Here is a 21,852-nt window from a genome sequence, read left to right on the forward strand (position 1 = left end):
ATGGGCTGGATTCAACGTTTCCGGGAAAAACGTGCAAAGCGGGCGATTCGAAAATTGCCGAAGTTCGAGCGAGGCATGGCGCGCTTCAAGGCGCGATACCCGCATTACGCATTCGGTCGTGGTAGCTACGGCGTGCCCGAAGTCCATGACTGGAAGGAGGGCTCGACACTGAGCATCGGTGCGTATTGCTCGATCGCTGAAGGTGTACAGATCTTCCTCGGGGGGCACCATCGGGCGGATTGGGTCAGTACGTTCCCCTTTCCCGCCATGGTTGAACAGGCTGCCCATATCAGCGGATACAGCGGAACGCACGGTAACGTGAGCATCGGCAACGATGTGTGGTTGTGTTCAAACTGCACGTTGCTTTCAGGTGTGACGGTGGGTGACGGCGCCATCGTTGCCGCAGGTGCGCTGGTGACTCGCGATGTCGAGCCCTACGCCGTGGTCGGTGGCAATCCTGCGCGCTTCCTGCGCTGGCGTTTTCCAGAAGAGCAGCGCTTGCTGCTCCTTCAGAGCGCCTGGTGGAACTGGCCTGAAGCCGAACTGCACAGCCTGGCGGACAAGCTGTGCAGCGATGATATCGAAGGCTTCCTCGACTACGTCCGTCAGCGGCCAGCCGTCTGAATCTTCAAGGCTGCCACGTGGTTCGGACGAGCTGATGCGTCATGCATGGGTTCGCTCGGGCTGGCTGGCTGCCAATACGTGTCTGTTGAGGTTATCCACCTCGGATTGCGAGGCTGTCACGGCATAGCCTTGCAGGAGCGCCTGGAAATGGTCCTCGAACAGCCAGCGTCGATCGACGGTGTAGCGCTGCATATGGCGCAGATTGCGCTGGCGCAGCGACAGGCTCAGCGACGAAGGGTAGAGGCGCAGATCCGCAACGTCGATCAGGCCGAACTCACCATCCTCCAGCACCAGCACATTCCCCAGGTGCAGGGAGCGGAAATACACCCCCCGCTCGTGCAGTTGCGCCATGAATTTTCCGAAACGCTCCACCAGTGCCTGACGCACTTCCGGTGCCGTGATCCCTTGCAGGACCTGACGCAGCGTGCTCCCCGGCAGAGGCGTGTAGTGCACGGCAGTGCTGCCATCGTCGAGGCGGTAGAGGTTGAGGATCTGTGGCGTCGGGAAACCCATCCTGCGCAGCCGCTCGCTGTTGACGGCAAAGCGTTCGGAATAGGCATTGAAGCTTCCCGAGGTGTACCAGCGGCGAGGCCGAAACAGCTTGAGGAAGCTGCCATCGACCAGGCGCAGGACTTTGGGTCCCAAACCGTCTTCTTCGATCACCCGGGCGTTGGCGCTCAAGGTTTGCAGGTCCGGCTGGGTCAGTCGCTTGATCGATACGGCCAGCAGGCGACCTGCACGGCGGTTGATGCTCAACGCAGCGATCAGGGCCAGGGGGATCCACAGCAGGAACCAGTGTTCCTTGGGGCGCGAGAGGATCCCGCCGCCTTCGGTCAGGCCTCCGCCGATGCCGAAGGCCAGCCAGGTGGAGGCGATGATGAACAGCGGTTGCACGCGGTAGCGCCAACTGCTCAGCAGAGCCCATGCCTGGGAAAACAGCCACGGGACGAAACCAAAGATACCGACGTAGTAAAGAACGCCCAGAGCGAAATTGTGCGGTTCTGCCAGAATGTATTCCGCACCCACATCGACATCCAGGTTGGCGTCATAGCCGTGGCCGATCCAGGGTTGTTCGGCAATTTTTTGCAGGACAACTTGCCAGATTTCAAAGCGGTAGGAATTGCCTCGCTCGAAGAGCATGTTGGAAAAAAGCATCAGTACGGCCACACCGCCCGCCAGCATGATGCCCATCAACAGGACGGAGCGCCGATTCCAGCAAATGAAACTCAGCCACACGGCGGCCAGCGTCAGGGCGACCAGCGGTGTCCGGGAGCCTGTGGCAATCACCGCAGCGAACATGATGATCATCGCCGGAATGCTCAGCCAGAGTATTTGCGGACGCTTGCAGGTCATGCTCAGGCTGAGCCAATAGGCGCAGAAGAAACCGAACAGGTGCGAGCTCAACAAGGGATTGTCGAACGCACCGCCACCGATCAGGCGCTCTCCCGGCGTGTAGATCTGTGCAAACGTGTACAGGTTATAGAGCGTCGCGACCAATCCGACGATCGCAGCGCCGAACAGAAGGGGCTGGATGATTTCGCTGCGGTGGCGGATCAGCAGGTAGCACCCGGCGAACAGCATCAGCAAGTGAAGCGGCGGCTTGAACTTGCCGGAAAAACCCTCGTCCCCCGGGCTCCAGCAGAGACTCAGCAGGGCCCAGACGGCAAACAGCAGCACCGCGATGAAGATCGGTTCGCGCAGCAGCTCCTTGAGCGCCCGTGGGCGTATGCACAGGGCTATCAACGTCGGAATGCTGAACAAACCGTAATAGAGTTTGTGAAGCAGGCTGCGGTCTGGCAGGAAAAACATCGAGCACAGAAGCAGGAAATAGCCCACAGGAAGAATCCATAGGCAAATGAAATCGAAGACTCGATTGGGCGTATTGTTGAAACCGCTGAGTTGCATGCTGAGAGATTCAATCCTGAAGTTGATTGGCCATTCCAATGATGGCCTTATGATACTGTTTGTGCCGTCTAACAATAACAGCCTTTTTGCGATTGCCAGAACCCCGAAGAAGCTGTGCTAAAGTCAGCGTCCTTTTTATCGACATTCGCGTGATATGACCGACTCCAGTCTCTCCGCAAGCCCCTCGAGCTTGAAAATCTACTTCCGCCTGCTGGGTTATGTCCGGCCATACATCAGCCTGTTCCTGATCAGCATCGTCGGTTTCCTGATTTTCGCTTCGACCCAGCCAATGCTCGGCTACATCCTCAAGTATTTCGTCGATGGCCTGTCAAATCCCGAAGCTGTGCTGTTCCCCAGCGTGCCCTACCTGCGTGACCTGCAACTGCTGCAGGCCGTGCCGTTGCTGATCATCCTGATCGCCGCGTGGCAGGGGTTGGGGTCCTACCTGGGCAACTACTTCCTGGCCAAGGTATCGCTCGGGCTGGTGCATGACCTGCGGGTCCAGTTGTTCAATAACCTGCTGGTGCTGCCGAACCGGTACTTCGACAAGCATAACTCGGGTCACCTGATTTCCCGCATCACCTTTAACGTAACAATGGTTACAGGGGCGGCGACAGATGCGATCAAGGTCGTAATCCGTGAGGGTATGACGGTTGTCTTCCTGTTTGCTTCGTTGCTGTTCATGAACTGGAAGCTGACCCTGGTCATGGTCGCGATTCTGCCGCTGATCGCGGTAATGGTGGGGACCGCGAGCAAGAAATTCCGCAAGCAGAGCAAGAAGATCCAGGCCGCGATGGGCGATGTCACGCATGTGGCCTCGGAGACCATCCAGGGTTATCGCGTGGTGCGCAGTTTCGGCGGGGAAGTCTACGAAGAGAAACGCTTCCTCAAGGCCAGCCAGGGCAACACCGACAAGCAACTGCGCATGACCCGTACGGGCGCGATCTACACGCCGCTGCTGCAACTGGTGATCTACAGCGCCATGGCGGTGCTGATGTTCCTCGTGCTGTTCCTGCGCGGCGATGCTTCCGCCGGTGACATGGTGGCCTACATCACGCTGGCAGGCTTGCTGCCCAAGCCGATCCGCCAGCTGTCCGAAGTCAGCTCGACCATCCAGAAGGGCGTAGCGGGTGCCGAGAGTATCTTCGAGCAACTGGACGTTGAGCCGGAAATCGATACCGGGACCGTCGAGCGCGACGCCGTCACCGGTCGCCTGGAGGTTCGCCACCTGAGCTTCACTTACCCAGGCACCGAGCGCCAGGTACTCGACGATATCAGCTTCGCGGTCGAGCCCGGGCAAATGGTGGCGCTGGTGGGGCGTTCGGGCAGTGGCAAGTCGACCCTGGCCAACCTGATCCCGCGCTTCTATCACCACGACAAGGGCGAGATCCTGATCGATGGCGTCGAGGTCGAGCAGTACAAGCTGCTGAACCTGCGCCGGCACATCGCCCAGGTGACCCAGCATGTCACGCTGTTCAGCGACACCGTGGCCAACAACATCGCCTACGGCGATCTGGCCGGTGCGCCACGTGAAGACATCGAAAAGGCTGCCAGAGATGCCTACGCCATGGACTTCATCGCGCAACTGCCGCAAGGCCTGGACACCCAGGTCGGCGAAAATGGCGTGTTGCTGTCCGGCGGTCAGCGTCAGCGCCTGGCGATTGCCCGGGCCTTGCTGAAAAATGCACCGTTGCTGATTCTCGATGAAGCCACCTCGGCGCTCGACACCGAATCGGAGCGGCACATCCAGGCGGCACTGGACCAGGTAATGAAGGGCAGGACCACGCTGGTCATCGCTCACCGCCTGTCGACCATCGAGAAGGCCGATCTGATCCTGGTCATGGATCAGGGCCGGATCGTCGAGCGCGGCACACATACCGAACTGCTCGCACAGAATGGCTACTATGCTCGTCTGAATGCAATGGGCCTTGATGCGCCGGCTGAAGACATCGCCTGAATCTCTGGCGGTCATGTGTGCTGACCAACCAAAGCTCGCAGCCTGTGGTTTTCGAACCTGAACAGGCTGCGATTTTGACTTTTGACCGTCACATTCATGCCATGCGCCAGCCCTGCGCCAACCCTGTGCTAATATCCCGCCCTTGTTCATTTTGTATGTGGGTTGCTCCATGAAGTTGTCCATGCCGCGATTCGATCAAGCCCCTGTATTGGTGGTCGGCGATGTCATGCTCGACCGCTATTGGCATGGTGGTACCTCACGGATCTCCCCTGAGGCGCCGGTTCCGGTGGTCAAGGTCGAACAGATCGAGGACCGCCCGGGCGGTGCCGCGAACGTTGCCCTGAACATTGCCGCGCTTGGCGCGCCCGCCTCGCTGGTCGGTGTCACCGGTGATGACGAAGCTGCCGAAAGCCTGGCCAACAGCCTCAAGGGGGCTGGCGTGCGGGCGTTGTTTCAGCGTATTGCGCATCAGCCGACCATCGTCAAGCTGCGGGTCATGAGCCGTCACCAGCAATTGCTGCGCATTGATTTCGAAGAACCGTTCGCCACCGACGCCCTGGCGCTGGGCGACCAGGTCGACGAATTGCTCGAAGGCATCAAGGTGCTGGTGCTGTCCGACTACGGCAAGGGTGCGTTGAAGAATCACCAGGTATTGATCCAGGCCGCCCGCGCCCGTGGCATTCCGGTGCTGGCCGATCCCAAAGGCAAGGATTTCTCGATCTACCGGGGTGCGAGCCTGATTACCCCGAACCTCAGCGAGTTCGAAGCCATCGTTGGCCGTTGTGTCGATGAGCATGACCTGGTGGGCAAAGGCGCGCAGCTGATGCAAGACCTCGACCTGGGCGCCTTGCTGGTGACCCGCGGTGAACATGGCATGACCCTGTTGCGCCCGGAACATCCGGCGCTGCACCTGCCTGCTCGTGCGCGGGAAGTGTTCGACGTGACCGGTGCCGGCGACACGGTGATTTCCACCCTGGCCGCTGCCATCGCGGCTGGCGAAGAATTGCCCCATGCCGTGGCCCTGGCCAACCTGGCGGCAGGCATTGTGGTCGGCAAGCTCGGTACGGCGGCCATCAGCGCTCCGGAGCTGCGCCGCGCGATTCAGCGCGAGGAGGGTTCCGAGCGCGGCGTGCTGGGCCTGGAGCAACTGCGGTTGGCGGTTGACGATGCGCGGGCGCACAAAGAGAAAATCGTCTTCACCAACGGTTGCTTCGACATCCTGCATGCCGGTCATGTGACCTACCTGGAGCAGGCGCGGGCCCAAGGCGATCGCTTGATCGTTGCGGTCAATGACGATGCATCGGTCAGCCGTCTGAAAGGGCCGGGCCGTCCGATCAACAGCGTCGACCGTCGCATGGCCGTGCTGGCGGGACTGGGCGCGGTGGACTGGGTGATCAGCTTTTCCGAAGGCACTCCGGAAAATCTGCTGCGCGAAGTCAAGCCGGACGTTCTGGTCAAGGGCGGCGATTATGGAATCGACCAGGTGGTCGGTGCAGACATCGTGACGGCCTATGGAGGCACGGTGAAAGTGCTGGGCCTGGTGGAAAACAGTTCGACAACGGCGATTGTCGAGAAGATTCGCAGCCATTGAACTTGATTGACGACGCCCGTTTCATACTGGGGATGAACGGGTTTTATCGTGAACATCCAGCCACGCCGATGCCGATGATGCTCGTGGGTATTCACGCAATGCTCTTGCCCACTTATATAGTGGTAAAAGATTGATGAAAGTAATGCTTCTGGTGATGGACGAACAGCGTGTCATTCTGGATCGTCTCTATGAAGTCGTGCAGCAACACTGCGACGAGTGCGTCATCTATCGCCTGAGCAAAAAGCAGCAGTTGAAACTGGGGCCGTTTCTCGCTTCAGTCAATTATCAGACGTTCGACCGGGTGGTGATCTTCTCCAGGGTCAAGCGCCTTGTTCCTCAACTTCGCGTGTTGAAATGCATCCCCGGGCTGGTTTTTCTTGAGCATGACGCTTATCAGAACTATATGCCCGACAGTAAGTACCGCAGGGTTTACTCGCGTCTGTACAGCCGTTTGCCAAGTTCACGTGCACTGGTTTCAGGCGCTGTTGTCGCGCGCCGGATGCAGGCCGAGAATATTGATGCCGTGTTCGTTTCCAAGGGATATGACGAACAGATGCTGCATAACACCGCCAGTGTGCGGGATATTCCGGTGGGTTTTCTGGGCAGTCTGAAGAGTTCCGAATATACGCAGCGCAAGGCTTTGCTTGAGTCGCTTGCCCGGCGTACCGGCATGTTGGTGACCCGTACCAAGTCGGGAGCCGAATACCTGGAGATGCTCAATCGCATCAGGATCTTCGTGAGTGCCGACCTCGGTATGAACGAATTCATGATCAAGAACTTCGAGGCAATGGCCTGTGGCTGCGTCCTGCTGGCATGGAGCCAGGGTGAAGAAGACGAGCTGCTGGGCTTTCAGGATATGCACAACACGGTCTTCTATCGCTCCGAAGAAGAGGCCGTGGAAAAGCTCCAGTTGCTGCAGAACGATCCGGAGCTGACGGCGCGTATCGCCAGTAATGGGCAGGCATTCGCCGAAAGCCGGTATTCCTTTGCACGTGTTGGGCGCACGCTCGCCGCCGAGATTCAGCGGGAAATGCGCCCTTGGCAACCACCCTCGGCATTCACCCGTTTCTGGGTCAAGGTGCGATACGGCATGCAGGTTCCAGAGCGGTGACAGGCAATCAACCGTCGCCAGTCGCTGAGCACATGGCGCTGGATGCGCTGCCAGGCGGTCATCAGTCCATTCAGGACGCATTGCCCCAGGCCTTGAAGAACTGCCTGCGCAACGCTTCACGAGTGCTGCTTGTGGCCAACAACCCGGCCATTACCCGTGAAGATTTCCAGGCACTGGACATGGGGGCTGACGATGTGGTCGTCAGCTTCAACAAATGTGTCCTGGCGCCGCTGCTCGATCCGCGAAGCGTCAATCTGTTCGTGCACGGGTTCAATGCGCCGGACGCCTATTTTTTCGGTCTTCCCTACGGCCCGGAGGTGCAGCGGATCTTCGATCATGTCGATGCTCGCTGTTTCACCCTGTTGGTCGGGTGCACTGGCGCCATGTGCCCCTTGCCGCAAGTAGCGCTCTTTTGGGAGCGCATTCCGCTACCGGCCTTGTGGAACTACCCGGTCGATCGCCCGGACGGTAAACGCTATGTCGGACCGACCACCGGGTTCAATGCACTGGTGTTGTTCGACTGGTTGCGTGGCCAGGAGGGCTACAACTATCAGCTCATGACGTTGGGTTTTTCCAACGAGGCGGGCAAACGCTGGGGCGGGCATGCCTGGGATTACGAGCGCGACTGGTTGCAGCGATCGAGTGTCGTCGCCATCCCGCTGCGGCGTCGCCGGTGGTGGCAGAAGCTGTTCAGTCGTGCATGACCGGTCACCGGGAACCAACGGGGCGACGCAAGCCCGACCCGATCAATTTTCAAGGGGTGCTGTCGAGTGTTGAATATTGCGGTGGCTTTTTTTGGTATCCCGAGAAACTCGCCCGTCTGTTTTCCTTCCATCGAGGAAAACGTCCTGGCACGGCTGCCTTCCGGCAGCAACGTAAAGTGCTTTTACCACCTGTATGAAGTCAACGAAGTGCAGAACTCGCGTTCCGGCGAACAAGGCGAGTTGAAGGCTGACAACTACGAACCCTTCAAGTCCATGACCGGGCAACTGACCTCGACCGACGGCGTTCTGGAGCGCTGGGATTTCGAGCGGGTGAAGGCGCAGGGCGATACCTGGGCCGATGATTACGCTTCACTGCGCAACTTGATCTATCAGCTCAATTCGCTGCACACGGTCACGACCATGATGGAGGCGTTCAATCCCGATTTCGTGGTCTTCGTGCGCCCGGACATCTTTTTTCACACGGCGCTTCCCGCTTATGTGTTCAAGCATGCCGAAGCCCGACGGCTCAATACCTACATTCCGGATTGGCAGTGGTGGGGTGGGCTGAACGACCGTTTTGCCATTTGCGGGCGTGACACCTATGTCGCTTATGGCAAAAGGATCGAGCGAATCTTCGATTTCAGTCAAGCCACGGGAAGAAAACTGCACTCCGAGCGGCTGCTCAAATTTGCCCTGCAGCAGGCCGGTGCGAAGATCTGCACTGTGCAAACCCAGGCTTCGCGCGTTCGCATCACCGGAGCCTTTGCCGAGGAATCGTTTTCCCCCAAACGCGGCATGGGCAAGCGCGAGAACCGTTATTTCCATTTCTTTGCCCAATTGCGCACCTTGATGGACAGGCGGCGGGCCTGAATCGAGCCGGGGTTTCGGTTCGAGTTACTTGCGCAAGCTCCCCCGCACCAGGCGGACCAGGCCCAGTGCCTTGACGCTCAGTTTCTTCAAGCCGTGGCGCGGGGGCCTGGGCACTTCCAGGCCCTGTTGAACCACCCAGTCCTTCCAGCGAACACGTTCCTCGCGCACGGTCCAGCCATCCTGGATGGCAAAGCTCTCTGCCAGAAAAAGTCCGCGGGTGCTGGCGGGCAGAAGCTTGTCGCGCTTGAGCGTGTACAACTCGGCAAGTGGCTGGCCATCCTTGAGGGGCATCAAGTACAAGTCCGGACGCTTGCGATCCAGGCGGGCCACCAGTTGGTCGCCCTCCAGCCGCTCATCGACATGAAACAGGCTCAGGGACTTGGCTTCCCTGGGCACTTCCAGGCGCAAGTCATAGATCAACTGCAACGAGGCGGTCGGCAGATGCACGTAAGCCTGCGGCCGTTCGATCAGTTGCAGGTTGGCGCAGCGCACCGGCCGTGCCGCGCCGGATAGCGGCGTCAGGCGAAAAGGCAGCGCCTCGCGATAATGCAGCGCGGACGAGTAGGGGGCGGGCAGCCAGGTGTCATTGAAACGTCCGCCGAGCCAGCCTTCCGGCGTTTCCAGCAGGCACTCCTCGGCAATCTCCTGGATCGCCGTGTGCAGTGGCAGGTTCAGTTCGTGGGCCGGCACGTAGCCGGAAATCAGCTTGAGCACTACATCGCCACGGTCCTGCCGCCGTTGGCGCACCAGCACCCAGTAATCGCGATTCTGCCAATGCAGGGTCAGTCGCACCGACACCCCGAGGTTGGCCAGTTCCAGGGCGAACCGTTCGCTGTCAGCCACCGCCACCGGGCGTCGCCGGTGCAGGGTCTGGGAGAAGTTGAGCGGCATGCCGACGCTCTGGTAACTCAAGCCTTCGGGGGTCGCTTCGACGAATAGCGGCAGGGTCTTGAAGTTGCTCGGGTTCTTTCTTATGAGCGTACGCGGCATGTCGGCTCCTGCTTAAGGCCGCGAGGGCGGCATCAGTGTCTGCCCAGAACCTGGGCAACGGTCGCGACGTTGTGGGCGAGGTGCAGCGGATTGATGGTCCCGACAATAGCACTGGCCACACCCGGATGTTCAAAAAGCAACTCGAAGCTGGCACGCACCGGGTCCACGCCGGGGCTCAGGCAGACGTGGCCGCTGGCAAGGGCTTTCTTCACCAGGATGGCTTTGCCGTGAGCAGCAGCATAGTCAATGACCGCCTTCTCGTGCTGCTCGTTCAGATTGTAGGTGACCATTGCACAATCACCTTGCTCCAGCGCCTTCAAGCCGCCGTCGACGGTTTTGCCGGAAAATCCGAAACCGCGAATCTTGCCTTCGGCCTTGAGCGCGGCGAGCGTGGCGTAGACCTCGCTGTCGTTGAGAATCGCCAGGTCGTTGCCATCGGAGTGCACCAGCACCAGGTCGATAAAGTCTGTTTCCAGGCGTTGCAGGCTGCGTTCCACCGAGAGTCGGGTGTGCGCCGCGCTGAAATCGTGCCGGGACTGGCCGTCTGAGAATTCTTCGCCGACCTTGCTGACGATCACCCATTCGTGGCGCTGGCCACGCAGCAGCGGGCCGAGGCGTTCTTCGCTGCGACCGTAGGCGGGGGCCGTGTCGATCAGGTTGATGCCCAGGTCGCGGGTCAGCTTGAGCAGGCGGCGCGCGTCGTCATCGTCGGGGATCTGGAAGCCATTGGGGTACTTCACGCCTTGGTCGCGCCCGAGTTTGACGGTGCCCAGGCCCAGCGGCGAAACCCGCAGGCCGGTGCTGCCCAGTGGCCGATGCAGATCGTGGAGGGTCGGTACGCTCATGGCAGCAGTTGCTCCCAGACCGGGATGCCCATCGGTGGTTTCGGCAGCTCGGGCAGCGGCGCCAGGTGACCGGGCTGGATGCCGTCACGTTGCAGGGCGCTGATGACGCGGTCGGCGAAGTCCGGTGCCAGGGCCAGCTTGGTCGGCCAGCCGACCAGCAGGCGGCCCTGTTCGGCAAGGAAGGCGTTGTCCGGACGGGTCAGCCCCGTTTGCAGGGGCTCGGCACGGTCGACACGCAGGGTTGCCCATTGCACGGTGTCGAGGTCGATCCACGGCAATAACTGAGCGAGTTCTTTCTGTGCGGTCGCAATCTGCTCCGCCGGTTCGCGGGCGACGCCCTCGGCTTCGGCGATGTCTCCCCCCAGGTACCAGACCCATTGGCCGTCGGCAGCCGGGTGAGTGGTGATGGTGAGACGAGGTTTGGTGCCGCCGCCCAGGCAGTGGGCGTACAAGGGTTTGAGGCCTGGCCCCTTGGCGATGATCATGTGCAGCGGCCGGCGCTGCATGGCCGGCTGGCTCAGCCCCAGTGCCTCCAGCAACGTCGCGGTGCCAGCCCCGGCGCTGATGACGATTCGCTGGGCGCGAATTTCCCGTGCGTCGACCTTCAGGCCGACCAGCAGGCCATCCTCCAGCAAGGGTTCGATGTGCTGCCCGGCGAGCAGGCCGTCACCGGCCAGGTCGGCCAGGCGCTGGATCAGGCTCGGGACGTCGATCACCAGTTCCGCCAGGCGATAGACCTTGCCCTTGAAACGTTTGTCTTGCAGGGCTGGCGGCAACTGGTCGCCCTTGACCTGATCGACACGGCCGCGCACCGCCTTGCTGGCGAAGAAACTGGTGAGGTTGCCGGCGAGCGTGCCCGGCGACCACAGGTAATGCGCTTCGGACAGCAGGCGCACACCGGACAAGTCCAGCTCACCGTCGCCGGCCAGGGCCTCACGCCAGCGTCGCGGCATGTCGGCGATGGCTTCCGAGGCGCCGGTGAGCGCACCGTGCAACGCATACTTGGCGCCGCCGTGGATGATCCCCTGGGACTTGACGCTCTGCCCGCCACCGAGGGTGGCGCTTTCCACCAGCACGGTCGAAAAACCCTGACGGCGCAGGCGCGCATTCAGCCAGAGGCCGGCGACACCAGCGCCGACAATCAGAACGTCGGTGGAAATAACGGATGGCATGCAGCGACCTCAGTGTTCAAGACGAGATCGCAGTATACAGACTACCGGTCGATCGAAACCTGCGGGAGCGTTCCCTGGTCAATGCCCCGCCGTTTTGGAAAACAGCTGGATAACCACCACGCCCAGCACGATCAACGCCATCCCCAGCATCGCCGGCACATCGAGTTTTTGCCCGTAGATGAACAGGGCCGCGACGCTGACCATCACGATGCCCATGCCCGCCCACACGGCGTAGGCCACGCCGACCGGAACGCTGCGCACCACCAGCGTCAGCATCCAGAAGGCAATGCCGTAGCCGGCGATGACCAGAATCAGCGGCAGTGGCGTACTGAATCCCTTGACGGCTTTCATCGAAACCGTGGCGATCACTTCGGCGCAGATGGCGATAGCCAGATAGTAGTAAGCAGTCATGGGAATCTCCTCATGTGACGTGTTGCATTCCGAGTCGACATTCTAGTGATTCAACAGATGCGGTAAAGTCATTACCTATCTGATTTGGAGATGGGTTAAGCATGCAATGGGATCTGGATCAATTGCGCCTGTTTGTCAGCGTAGCGGAGCATCGGTCGTTTTCGGCCGTGGCGCGCGAGCAGCGCAAGGCGCAATCGGCGGTGAGCAGCGCAATCGCGCTGCTGGAGGAGGACCTGGGCATGAGCCTGTTCGATCGCAGCAGTGGCCGTCAGCCCAGGCTCACCGAGGCCGGCAGTGCCTTGCTGGAGGAGGCGCGGGAGGTGCTGCGCCAGTGCGAGCGCCTCAACGGCCGGGCGTTGGCGATGATGCGCGGGCAGGAGGCGCGTATCCGCCTGGCACAGGATGAAGCGATGCCCTTTCAGCCGGTCATCGACAGTCTGGATGCTTTGGCCGAACAGTTCCCCAGCCTGGAGGTTGAGTTATCCAACGGCACGCAAGGCGATGTGGCGCGCAAACTGGTGGAGCGCCGCGCCGACCTCGGGCTGTTGTTCTATCACGAGCAGATTCCCGAGGCACTGGAGCGGCGAGTGCTGGGCAGTATCGACATGGTCACGGTCTGTGGGGTCGATCACCCGATGGCGGCCATGGGCGAAGTCAACTGCCAGCAACTGGCCCAGCATCGCCAATTGCTGATGGCCGCCCAATCCAGCGTCTACCCCGGCAGCGAACCCGCGAGCCCGCAGGTCTGGCGAGCTGACAGTTTCTACGTGATCGCCGAATTGCTCATGCGTGGCCTCGGCTGGGCGTGGCTGCCGCGCAACGTCGTGCAGTATTCCGGTTATCACGACAAGATCGTCGAACTGACCAGCGAATGGACACCGCCGGCGCTGGTGGTGGAGTTGGTCTGGCGCCGCGACGAGCCCCTCGGCCCGGCCGCCCGTTGGCTGGCGGAATGTTTTGCCGTGCACTTGCAGGCGATCGGCGAGAAAAGTCGATAAACTCCGCCGCCATGAACAGAACTCTCTATACCGCGCTGTTTTACCTGGGGCTGCCGTTGGTAGCGATTCGGCTCTGGCTGCGCTCGCGCAAGGCGCCAGCCTATGCCAAACGCGTCGGCGAGCGTTTTTCCCTCGGCCTGCCGACGATGAAACCGGGGGGCATCTGGGTGCACGCGGTGTCCGTTGGCGAGAGCATTGCCGCCGCGCCGATGATCCGTGCGCTGCTGCAGCGCTATCCGACGTTGCCGATCACCGTCACCTGCATGACCCCGACCGGTTCCGAGCGCATCCAGGCCTTGTTCGCCAACGAACCGCGCATCCAGCACTGCTATTTGCCCTACGACCTGCCGTGCGCTGCCGCGCGCTTTCTTGATCGGGTGCGCCCGACCCTGGCGGTGATCATGGAGACCGAACTCTGGCCCAATCACATTCACCAGTGCGCCAGACGCGCGATCCCCGTGGCGCTGGCCAATGCCCGACTGTCCGAGCGTTCCGCCAGGGGCTACGGACGATTTGCCAGGCTGACCCAGCCGATGCTCGCCGAGATGAGCCTGTTCGCGGTGCAGACCGAAGCCGAAGCCCAGCGCTTTCGCGACCTGGGTGCCCGTGCCGACACCGTCGAGGTGACCGGTTCGATCAAGTTCGACCTGACCATCGACCCGGCCTTGCTCCAGCGCGCCGCCGAGTTGCGCGAGCAATGGCAGGCGCAGGAGCGCCCGGTGTGGATCGCCGCCAGTACCCACGACGGGGAAGACGAAGTGGTGCTGGCGGCGCATCGCCAGTTGCTTGCCAGTCATTCCGATGCGTTGCTGATTCTGGTGCCGCGCCATCCCGAGCGTTTCAATACGGTGTTCGACCTGTGCCGACAGCAGGGTTTCGCCACGGTCCGTCGCTCTGGTGGCGAGCCGGTGAGCGCCGGCACTTCGGTGTTGCTGGGCGACACCATGGGTGAATTGCTGTTTCTGTATGCCCTGGCCGACAGTGCCTTTGTCGGCGGCAGCCTGGTGCCGAACGGTGGCCACAATTTGCTGGAACCGGCCGCCCTGGCGAAACCGGTGCTCAGTGGGCCGCACCTGTTCAACTTCCTGGAAATCGCCGCGCAGTTGCGCAGTGCCGGCGCTTTGCAGGAAGTGGAAGACGCCGAAGGTCTGGCGCTGGCAGTGCAGCGCCTGTTCGAATTGCCGCGCGATGCGCAGCGCATGGCCGAGGCCGGGTTGAAGGTCATGCGCACCAATCAGGGTGCATTGCAGCGCTTGCTGGACGGGTTGGGGCGGTTGATCGACAAAACCTGACTGACCGTTTTACAAACGGTGGGAGCGAGCGGACTCGCTCCCGCGGATCGGTCATGGCCTTGCTTTGAGCTGCGCTTCCGCCGCCTTGGCGAGGTCCGGTGGCAGGAAATCCTTGTCCGGGTTGTAGTCCGGCTTGAGGTAGCGCTTGAGATCCTCCAGGTCCCCGGGGTTCAACGTACCGGCGGCCTGCTTCAGGCGCAGGTTGTCGAGGATGTAGTCGTAGCGGGTGTTGTTGTAGTCGCGCACCGAGTTGTACAACTGACGCTGCGCATCCAGCACATCGACAATGTTTCGCGTCCCGACCTGGTAACCGATTTCGGTCGCTTCCACCGCGCTCTGGTTGGAAATGATCGACTGCTTGCGCGCCTGGACCTGCTCCACATCGGTATTCACCGCGCGGTGCAGGTTGCGGGTGTTTTCGACCACTTGCCGACGCAGGCTTTCGCGCTGCTGCTCGGTCTGGTCCAGTTGCGAGTAGGACTGGCGGACCTGCGAACTGGTCAGCCCGCCACTGTAGATCGGGATGTTCAATTGCAAGGCCAGGGTGGTCTGCTCGACGGGACCGCCGTAGGCCTGGCCGAAGGCATTCGGGTTGCTGAAACCGAAGGCGTCGTTGTCGCCTTTTTCGTACTTCGCCACGGCGTCCAGCGTCGGCGCGTGGCCGGCCTTGCGTTGCTTGAGGGTTTCTTCGGCGGCACTGACCGCGTAGTTGCTGGCCAGCAGGTTGAGGTTCTGCCGGGCTGCGGTGTCGACCCAGGCCTTGGCGTCGTTCGGCGCGGGCGGCAGGATCGGCAGCGTATGAACCATGCCCTGGATCGAGTTGTACTGACGGTTGGTCAGGGTGATCAACGCTTCGAACGCGTCGTCCACCCGTCGCTGCGCCACGATCCGGTTGGCCCTGGCGGTGTCGTAGCTGGCCTGGGATTGCAGCACGTCGGTCTTGTCCGACAGGCCGACGTCAAAGCGCTCGTTGGACTGATCGAGCTGGCGCTTGAACGCAGCTTCCTCGGCCTTGGTCGATGCCAGCGTGTCCTGGCTGCGCAGAACGTTGAAGTAGTCCTCGGCGGCTTGCAGGATCAGGTTCTGCTCGGTGGCCGAGAGTTGCAGTGCGGCCTGTTCATTGACGCTCTTGGCAGCCTGGTACTGGAACCAGCGATCGGCACGGAACAGTGGCTGCGCCAGCGTCGCCTGGTAGGAGTTGGCGCTGCGATTGGCAATGGCCGACGGTTGATTGATGTCGGTGCGCACATTGGCCACCTGGCCGCCACCGGACAGGTTGGGCAGCAGGCCGGCGCGGGCCTGGGGCACGACTTCCTTCTGAGCGCCATACTGGGCGCGGGCGGCGGCCAGGTCGGCGTTATTGTCCACCGCTTCCTGGTACACGCTGACCAGGTCGGTTTTGGTCGCCAGAGGCGCTTCTGCTGCCCAGGCCATTCCATTGGACGCACAAGACACGGCAACGGCCAGTGAGAGTTTGCGCAGCATTGAGGCGATTCCCTGGAAATTGATATTACGCTGATAATTCAGGCGCCAAGGTACGGCGCGGCCCGCACAGCGTCAAGGCGCGGTGCGGCGTAGCGAGTGTAGTTGCGCCTTCGGGCGGCAACAATCCTTCAATTGCGCCATTCATCATGGTGATTGCCTCGGTGTTGGCGTTCCTTGCCAGTTGTGTCTAGACTGGCCGGGTTCTTGTCGGGGTGCCTTGCTATGAGGCTGAGATCGAATAATTTCGGATCCCGTTGAACCTGATCAGGTTAGCGCCTGCGTAGGGAACAAGATTTCTCGTCACCCGGCGAGTCCTCTTGTGCTTCGTCCGGGATGTTGTTCGACCATTGAACGACCCCTCGAGCACTGAGCACAGCACAGCTGGTTTTGCAGCCCGCGTGCGTCCATTCGTCACAGGTTCGCTCCGACAAAATTCCAATGCCTGGATGCCGTCTGGAGAGCCCGTGATGACGATAAAACTAAAAAATACCGCGAACCTGAGTGATTCGGCGCAAGTCGATCAACAGTCGGTTCAACCCTTTACCCGCTCGCAAAAAATCTATGTCCAGGGCTCCCGTCCCGACATCCTCGTGCCGATGCGCGAAATCAGCCTCGACGTCACGCCGACCGACTTCGGCGGCGAGGTCAACGCACCGGTCACGGTCTACGACACGTCGGGTCCGTACACTGACCCCAACGTCATCATCGACGTACGCAAAGGCCTGGCCGATGTGCGCTCGCCGTGGATCGAGTCCCGTGGCGACACCGAGCGCCTGAGCGGTCTGAGTTCGAACTTCGGCCAGGAACGCCTCGCCGATCCGGAATTGACCAAACTACGCTTCGCCCACGTCAACAACCCGCGTCGCGCCAAGGCCGGGGCCAACGTCACCCAGATGCATTACGCGCGCCAGGGCATCATCACCGCCGAGATGGAGTACGTCGCCATCCGCGAGAACATGAAGCTGGAAGTGGCCCGTGCCGCTGGCCTGCTGGATCAGCAGCATGCCGGTCACAGCTTCGGTGCCAGCGTGCCGAAAGTCATTACCCCGGAATTCGTGCGTGACGAAATCGCCCGCGGTCGCGCGATCATTCCGGCCAACATCAACCACACCGAACTGGAACCGATGATCATCGGCCGTAACTTCCTGGTGAAGATCAACGGCAACATCGGCAACAGCGCCCTGGGTTCGTCCATCGAAGAAGAAGTGGCGAAACTGACCTGGGGCATCCGCTGGGGTTCGGACACGGTCATGGACCTGTCCACCGGCAAGCACATTCACGAAACCCGTGAATGGATCATCCGCAACTCACCCGTGCCGATCGGCACCGTGCCGATCTACCAGGCCCTGGAAAAAGTCGGCGGCGTGGCGGAAGACCTGACCTGGGAGCTGTTCCGCGACACGCTGATCGAGCAGGCGGAGCAGGGCGTCGACTACTTCACCATCCACGCCGGCGTGCTGTTGCGCTACGTGCCGATGACCGCCAAGCGCGTGACCGGCATCGTTTCCCGTGGGGGGTCGATCATGGCCAAGTGGTGCCTGGCGCACCACAAGGAAAACTTCCTCTACACCCATTTCGAAGACATCTGCGAAATCATGAAGGCCTACGACGTCAGCTTCTCGCTGGGTGACGGCCTGCGTCCGGGTTCGATTGCCGATGCCAACGACGAAGCGCAGTTTGGCGAGCTGGAAACCCTGGGCGAGCTGACCAAGATCGCCTGGAAGCACGATGTGCAATGCATGATCGAAGGCCCGGGCCACGTGCCGATGCAGCTGATCAAGGAGAACATGGACAAGCAGCTCGAGTGCTGCGACGAGGCACCGTTCTATACCCTCGGCCCGCTGACCACCGACATTGCGCCGGGCTACGACCACATCACCTCCGGCATCGGGGCGGCGATGATCGGCTGGTTCGGCTGCGCCATGCTCTGCTACGTGACGCCCAAGGAGCACCTGGGCCTGCCGAACAAGGATGACGTGAAGACCGGCATCATCACCTACAAGATCGCCGCCCATGCCGCCGATCTGGCCAAGGGGCATCCAGGCGCGCAAATCCGTGACAATGCCCTGAGCAAGGCGCGTTTCGAGTTCCGTTGGGAAGACCAGTTCAACCTGGGCCTCGATCCGGACACCGCCCGTTCGTATCACGATGAGACCCTGCCGAAGGATTCGGCCAAGGTCGCGCACTTCTGCTCGATGTGCGGGCCGAAATTCTGCTCGATGAAAATCACCCAGGAAGTCCGCGAGTATGCGGCCAACCAACGGATCGAAGCGGTCGACGTGGAGGTTGCCCAGGGCATGGCCGAACAGGCCGAGCGCTTCAAGCAGGAAGGCAGCCAGCTGTACCAGAAAGTTTGATCTGATCTGTGATTGACGGCGCCTGTGCTGCCGTCTTCGCGAGCAAGCCCGCTCCCACATTAGACCGCGTCCCCCCGGACAACTCAGGCAACCGTGGGAGCGGGCTTGCTCGCGAAGAGGCCGGACCGGGCGCCGAACATCTCAATGACACAATTATCCCTCTGAGATAACCCCCTTGAGCATTCAACCCGGCACTTATTCACCCGACATCGCCGTGCCCACCGACAAACGTGTCTTCGGCGGTCGCGATCTGTTTTCCCTGTGGTTTTCCCTCGGCATCGGCCTGATGGTGTTGCAGACCGGTGCCTTGCTTGCGCCAGGCCTGGGCCTCTCCGGCTCGTTGCTGGCGATCTTCCTCGGCACCCTGGTCGGCGTTCTGCTGCTGGCCGCCGTTGGCGTGATCGGCAGCGACACCGGCCTGTCGTCGATGGCCGCGCTGAAACTCAGCCTCGGCGCCAAAGGCGCCAGCCTTCCGGCGGTGCTGAACCTGTTGCAACTGATCGGCTGGGGTTCGTTCGAAATCATCGTGATGCGCGATGCAGCGAGCCTGCTGGGCGCCCGGGCCTTCAGCGAAGGCAGCCTGTGGTCCAATCCGCTGCTCTGGACAGTATTCTTCGGCGGTCTGGCGACCTTGCTGGCGGTCAGCGGCCCGTTGACCTTCGTGCGGCAGATACTGCGCAAATGGGGCATCTGGCTGCTGCTGGCAGCGTGTACCTGGCTGACCTGGAACCTGTTCGCCAAGGCCGATCTGGCGGCGCTGTGGGCGCAGGCCGGCGACGGTTCGATGCCGTTCGCGGTGGGCTTTGACATCGCCATCGCCATGCCGCTGTCGTGGCTGCCACTGATTGCCGACTATTCGCGGTTTGGCAAGCGGGCGAAAAACGTGTTCGGCGGCACCGCGGTGGGGTTCTTCATCGGTAATTTCTGGCTGATGAGCCTGGGCGTGGCGTACACCCTGGCGTTCGCGCCGAGTGGCGAGGTGAATGCGCTATTGCTGGCGCTGGCCGGTGCGGGCCTGGGCATTCCGTTGCTGTTGATCCTGCTGGATGAATCGGAAAACGCGTTCGCCGACATTCACTCGGCGGCCGTGTCCAGCGGATTTCTGTTGCGCTTGAAAGTCGAGCATCTGGCATTGGCCATCGGCGTGCTCTGCACCCTCATCGCCCTGCTGGCGCCGTTGGCGCAGTACCAGAACTTCCTGCTGCTGATCGGTTCGGTGTTCGCGCCGCTGTTCGGCGTGGTGCTGGTGGATCACTTCATCCTGCGCAAACGCAGTGGCCAGCTGGCGTCGGTCGCATTGCGCTGGCCGGCGCTGCTCGCCTGGCTGGGGGGCATCAGCACTTACCATCTGTTGGCGAACCTGTACCCGGATGTCGGCGCAACCCTGCCGGCGCTGGTCCTGGCAGGGCTGTTGCAGCTTGTACTGGGCCGGGCGTTCAGTTACGGCCGGGAAACAGCTCGGGCTTGAGAATGCCGTTCAGGCGTGGGTAGGGGATCTTCAGTTCGACGTGGCCCAGTGCGTAAGGCGCGATGGTGCTGACCTGATACTTGAGGATCACCCCGCCATAGGTCAGCGCCACGTTCGGGGTTTTCTGGAACGGCCAGCTCTTCACGAACTCCGCTTCCTGATCGAGCTTGGTGCTGATCAGCCAGCTGTTGTGCGCCACCTGCGCGGCTTTCCAGAAGGCATCTTCCTGCCCCGGCAGCAACATGTCGGACAAGTTCAGCACCTTGTGCTGCTGGCGCGAGTAGTTGATGAAGCCGCGACCCGGCGTGCCGTGGGCGCCGCCGGTGTCCAGGTAGCTGGAAAACTCGATGATCACCAAGCCGTCATGCTGTTCGCGTACCTTGGCCTGCAAGTAGCTGCTGTTACGCGGTGCGGCGGTGCGCAAAAACTCGTCGCGATACGCCGCCAGCGTCGGTGCCGCCGGTGCGTCAGGCGAGGTGCGGGTCATTTGCAGCAAGCGTTTTTCGACGATGCCGTCCAGTGCAGGCTCGGTGGGGAAGCGCAGCGTGTCGATGTTCACCAGCGGGCAGTCGGCAGACGTGCAACCGGGCTTCAACTGCTCGGAGGCATCGCGGGTGGTTTCCAGCGGCACTCGGTAGTTGGGTTGGAACAGGCTCTGGCAAGCGCCCAGGGTCAGGGCGATGGCCGCCACGGAGGCGATCTTGAAAAGTGACATGGGCGTCCTTCATGAAACAGGGAAAGGCGAAAAGTTACCCGCTTCGACTCTCAACCAGGCAGTCAGTTCGCCACTAAGCTAATTAGAGTGGGTTTCGCCGTCACCGTCTATCCCGCTGACGGGAAAGGGGCTGCATCAAACCTCACGGGCGCGTTAGGATGGCGCGAAGTCGAGGTTGCAGGCACACGCAGGCAACCTCGGATCGGATTGTGCAAACGAGGATAGTCATGACTGATTTTGCCAGCGCCATTCCAACCGCCGTCGATATCGTTCGGCGCGAAAAGTGCTACGAGGGCTTCTACAAGCTCGACCGTGTGCATTTGCGCCACGAATTGTTCGGCGGCGGCATGAGTCGCGAAATCAATCGAGAAGTGTTTGTCCGTCACGATGCCGTTTGCGTATTGCCTTACGATCCGCAGCGCGACGAAGTGGTGCTGATCGAGCAGTTTCGTGTCGGCGCCATGGGCAAGACCGACAACCCGTGGCTGGTCGAACTGGTCGCTGGTCTGATCGACAAGGACGAAGTGCCGGAAGAAGTTGCCCACCGCGAAGCGCAGGAGGAAGCTGGGCTGGAATTCCGCGCACTGTGGCCGATGACCAAGTATTTTCCGTCGCCGGGTGGCAGCAATGAATTCGTGCACTTGTACCTGGGGCGCTGCGAGACGAACGGAGTCGGGGGCCTGCATGGACTGGAGGAAGAAGCTGAAGATATCCGCGTGACGGTCTGGGCTTTCGAAGATGCCCTGCAAGCCGTGCGCGACGGGCGAATTGCCAACGCGGCCAGCATCATTGCCTTGCAATGGCTGGCCTTGAACCGCGTTGAAGTGAGGGGGCTATGGTCGTAAACAAGCTGCGCGATCGTTACCGGGTCGACCTGGCGGGGCTGCAAGCTTCCTGCGAGGCGAACTACGCGCGCCTGATGCGACTGCTCCCCGACATGCGCAACGAGCCGGCGGCACGGCGTATTGCCGTGACCCATGGCGACCAGATGCTCGGTGTCCTGGCGCTGGAAGTGCTGCAGGTCTGTCCGTACACCACGACGTTGCAGGTGCGTCAGGAACATAGCCTGCCGTGGCTGCCGGTGCCGCAACTGGAGGTCCAGGTGTACCACGACGCCTGCATGGCCGAAGTGGTCAGCGCCGAACATGCACGACGCTTTCGCGGCATCTATCCTTACCCGAACGCCGCGATGCATCAGCCGGATGAAAAGGCCCAGTTGAACATGTTCCTGGGTGAATGGCTGAGTCACTGCCTGGCGCTGGGGCATGAGTACGAAGTCGTTCGCTAGTTGTGAACTGCGTCCGGTTAACGGGTTTCCCCTTTTGCATGTCCCCCAGCATAATTGCGCCACTTGAGC

Annotated in this window: 19 protein-coding genes and 1 riboswitch; of the genes, 12 read left to right on the plus strand and 7 right to left on the minus strand. The window is 61.3% G+C overall.

The genetic code is table 11. The annotated features are described in order from the left end of the window. Positions 1–624 (plus strand): CatB-related O-acetyltransferase, encoded by a 624-nt coding sequence (locus ACM6IM_RS19900; RefSeq protein WP_201193732.1) that lies wholly within the window; start codon positions 1–3, stop codon positions 622–624. 39 nt (positions 625–663) lie between these two features. On the opposite strand, the gene ACM6IM_RS19905 is transcribed toward ACM6IM_RS19900, so the two are convergent. Continuing rightward, positions 664–2,529 (minus strand): O-antigen ligase family protein, encoded by a 1,866-nt coding sequence (locus tag ACM6IM_RS19905; protein WP_414866096.1) that lies wholly within the window; start codon positions 2,527–2,529, stop codon positions 664–666. A gap of 154 nt (positions 2,530–2,683) precedes the next feature. Between ACM6IM_RS19905 and msbA the strand changes: the two genes are divergently transcribed. The 5 genes from msbA to ACM6IM_RS19930 all read left to right on the plus strand — a co-directional run bounded on the left by msbA (position 2,684) and on the right by ACM6IM_RS19930 (position 8,762). Continuing rightward, on the plus strand, positions 2,684–4,486 hold the full coding sequence (gene msbA / locus ACM6IM_RS19910) for a lipid A export permease/ATP-binding protein MsbA (protein ID WP_192307667.1): 1,803 nt from the start codon (positions 2,684–2,686) through the stop codon (positions 4,484–4,486). A gap of 169 nt (positions 4,487–4,655) precedes the next feature. Continuing rightward, positions 4,656–6,077 (plus strand): bifunctional D-glycero-beta-D-manno-heptose-7-phosphate kinase/D-glycero-beta-D-manno-heptose 1-phosphate adenylyltransferase HldE, encoded by a 1,422-nt coding sequence (hldE, locus tag ACM6IM_RS19915; RefSeq protein WP_201193726.1) that lies wholly within the window; start codon positions 4,656–4,658, stop codon positions 6,075–6,077. A gap of 133 nt (positions 6,078–6,210) precedes the next feature. Further along, the gene (locus tag ACM6IM_RS19920) at positions 6,211–7,188 is read left to right on the plus strand and encodes a glycosyltransferase (protein WP_201193724.1); all 978 of its coding nucleotides are present in this window, start codon (positions 6,211–6,213) and stop codon (positions 7,186–7,188) included. A gap of 32 nt (positions 7,189–7,220) precedes the next feature. Continuing rightward, on the plus strand, positions 7,221–7,892 hold the full coding sequence (locus ACM6IM_RS19925; protein ID WP_201193980.1) for a hypothetical protein: 672 nt from the start codon (positions 7,221–7,223) through the stop codon (positions 7,890–7,892). A 66-nt stretch (positions 7,893–7,958) separates the two neighbouring features. Further along, on the plus strand, positions 7,959–8,762 hold the full coding sequence (locus ACM6IM_RS19930) for a hypothetical protein (protein WP_414866097.1): 804 nt from the start codon (positions 7,959–7,961) through the stop codon (positions 8,760–8,762). Between the two features lie 24 nt (positions 8,763–8,786). Here the strand turns inward: ACM6IM_RS19930 and ACM6IM_RS19935 are convergent, their stop codons facing one another. The 4 genes from ACM6IM_RS19935 to ACM6IM_RS19950 form a co-directional block, all read right to left on the minus strand. Further along, entirely contained in the window at positions 8,787–9,752 is a 966-nt protein-coding gene (locus tag ACM6IM_RS19935) for a metal ABC transporter ATPase (protein ID WP_201193720.1), read from the minus strand. A 32-nt stretch (positions 9,753–9,784) separates the two neighbouring features. After that, a complete protein-coding gene (locus tag ACM6IM_RS19940; protein ID WP_414866098.1) occupies positions 9,785–10,597 on the minus strand; it encodes an aldo/keto reductase in 813 nt (270 codons plus the stop codon). Continuing rightward, on the minus strand, positions 10,594–11,769 hold the full coding sequence (locus ACM6IM_RS19945; protein WP_201193716.1) for an NAD(P)/FAD-dependent oxidoreductase: 1,176 nt from the start codon (positions 11,767–11,769) through the stop codon (positions 10,594–10,596). The genes ACM6IM_RS19940 and ACM6IM_RS19945 overlap by 4 nt, the downstream gene beginning before the upstream one ends. A gap of 78 nt (positions 11,770–11,847) precedes the next feature. After that, on the minus strand, positions 11,848–12,180 hold the full coding sequence (locus ACM6IM_RS19950) for a DMT family transporter (protein WP_192307673.1): 333 nt from the start codon (positions 12,178–12,180) through the stop codon (positions 11,848–11,850). A 101-nt stretch (positions 12,181–12,281) separates the two neighbouring features. On the opposite strand from ACM6IM_RS19950, the gene ACM6IM_RS19955 reads away from it, so the two are divergent. Further along, positions 12,282–13,178 carry a LysR family transcriptional regulator gene (locus ACM6IM_RS19955; protein ID WP_201193714.1) on the plus strand — a complete coding sequence of 299 codons (897 nt, stop codon included), beginning with the start codon at positions 12,282–12,284 and terminating at the stop codon, positions 13,176–13,178. A gap of 11 nt (positions 13,179–13,189) precedes the next feature. Further along, entirely contained in the window at positions 13,190–14,470 is a 1,281-nt protein-coding gene (waaA, locus tag ACM6IM_RS19960) for a lipid IV(A) 3-deoxy-D-manno-octulosonic acid transferase (protein ID WP_414866099.1), read from the plus strand. Between the two features lie 51 nt (positions 14,471–14,521). On the opposite strand, the gene ACM6IM_RS19965 is transcribed toward waaA, so the two are convergent. Next, positions 14,522–15,955: a TolC family outer membrane protein gene (locus tag ACM6IM_RS19965; protein ID WP_192307676.1), complete on the minus strand. Its 1,434-nt coding sequence runs from the start codon at positions 15,953–15,955 to the stop codon at positions 14,522–14,524. 198 nt (positions 15,956–16,153) lie between these two features. Next, a riboswitch (TPP riboswitch) is annotated at positions 16,154–16,259 on the plus strand. A 163-nt stretch (positions 16,260–16,422) separates the two neighbouring features. Between ACM6IM_RS19965 and thiC the strand changes: the two genes are divergently transcribed. Together thiC and cytX are read left to right on the plus strand one after the other, a co-directional pair. Then, positions 16,423–18,312, plus strand: a complete 1,890-nt coding sequence (gene thiC, locus ACM6IM_RS19970; RefSeq protein WP_192307677.1) for a phosphomethylpyrimidine synthase ThiC — start codon at positions 16,423–16,425, stop codon at positions 18,310–18,312. Positions 18,313–18,487: 175 nt separating this feature from the next. After that, entirely contained in the window at positions 18,488–19,780 is a 1,293-nt protein-coding gene (cytX, locus tag ACM6IM_RS19975) for a putative hydroxymethylpyrimidine transporter CytX (protein WP_414866100.1), read from the plus strand. Here cytX and ACM6IM_RS19980 read toward each other — a convergent pair. Continuing rightward, positions 19,749–20,495: an RsiV family protein gene (locus tag ACM6IM_RS19980; RefSeq protein WP_414866101.1), complete on the minus strand. Its 747-nt coding sequence runs from the start codon at positions 20,493–20,495 to the stop codon at positions 19,749–19,751. The genes cytX and ACM6IM_RS19980 overlap by 32 nt on opposite strands. 227 nt (positions 20,496–20,722) lie before the next feature. On the opposite strand from ACM6IM_RS19980, the gene ACM6IM_RS19985 reads away from it, so the two are divergent. Both ACM6IM_RS19985 and ACM6IM_RS19990 read left to right on the plus strand, forming a co-directional pair. After that, positions 20,723–21,340 (plus strand): NUDIX domain-containing protein, encoded by a 618-nt coding sequence (locus ACM6IM_RS19985; protein WP_192307680.1) that lies wholly within the window; start codon positions 20,723–20,725, stop codon positions 21,338–21,340. Next, positions 21,331–21,783 (plus strand): DUF1249 domain-containing protein, encoded by a 453-nt coding sequence (locus tag ACM6IM_RS19990; RefSeq protein ID WP_192307681.1) that lies wholly within the window; start codon positions 21,331–21,333, stop codon positions 21,781–21,783. The genes ACM6IM_RS19985 and ACM6IM_RS19990 overlap by 10 nt, the downstream gene beginning before the upstream one ends. Positions 21,784–21,852 lie beyond the last annotated feature (69 nt).

This window comes from Pseudomonas sp. IT-P12 (assembly GCF_949767465.1).
Lineage (GTDB): Bacteria > Pseudomonadota > Gammaproteobacteria > Pseudomonadales > Pseudomonadaceae > Aquipseudomonas.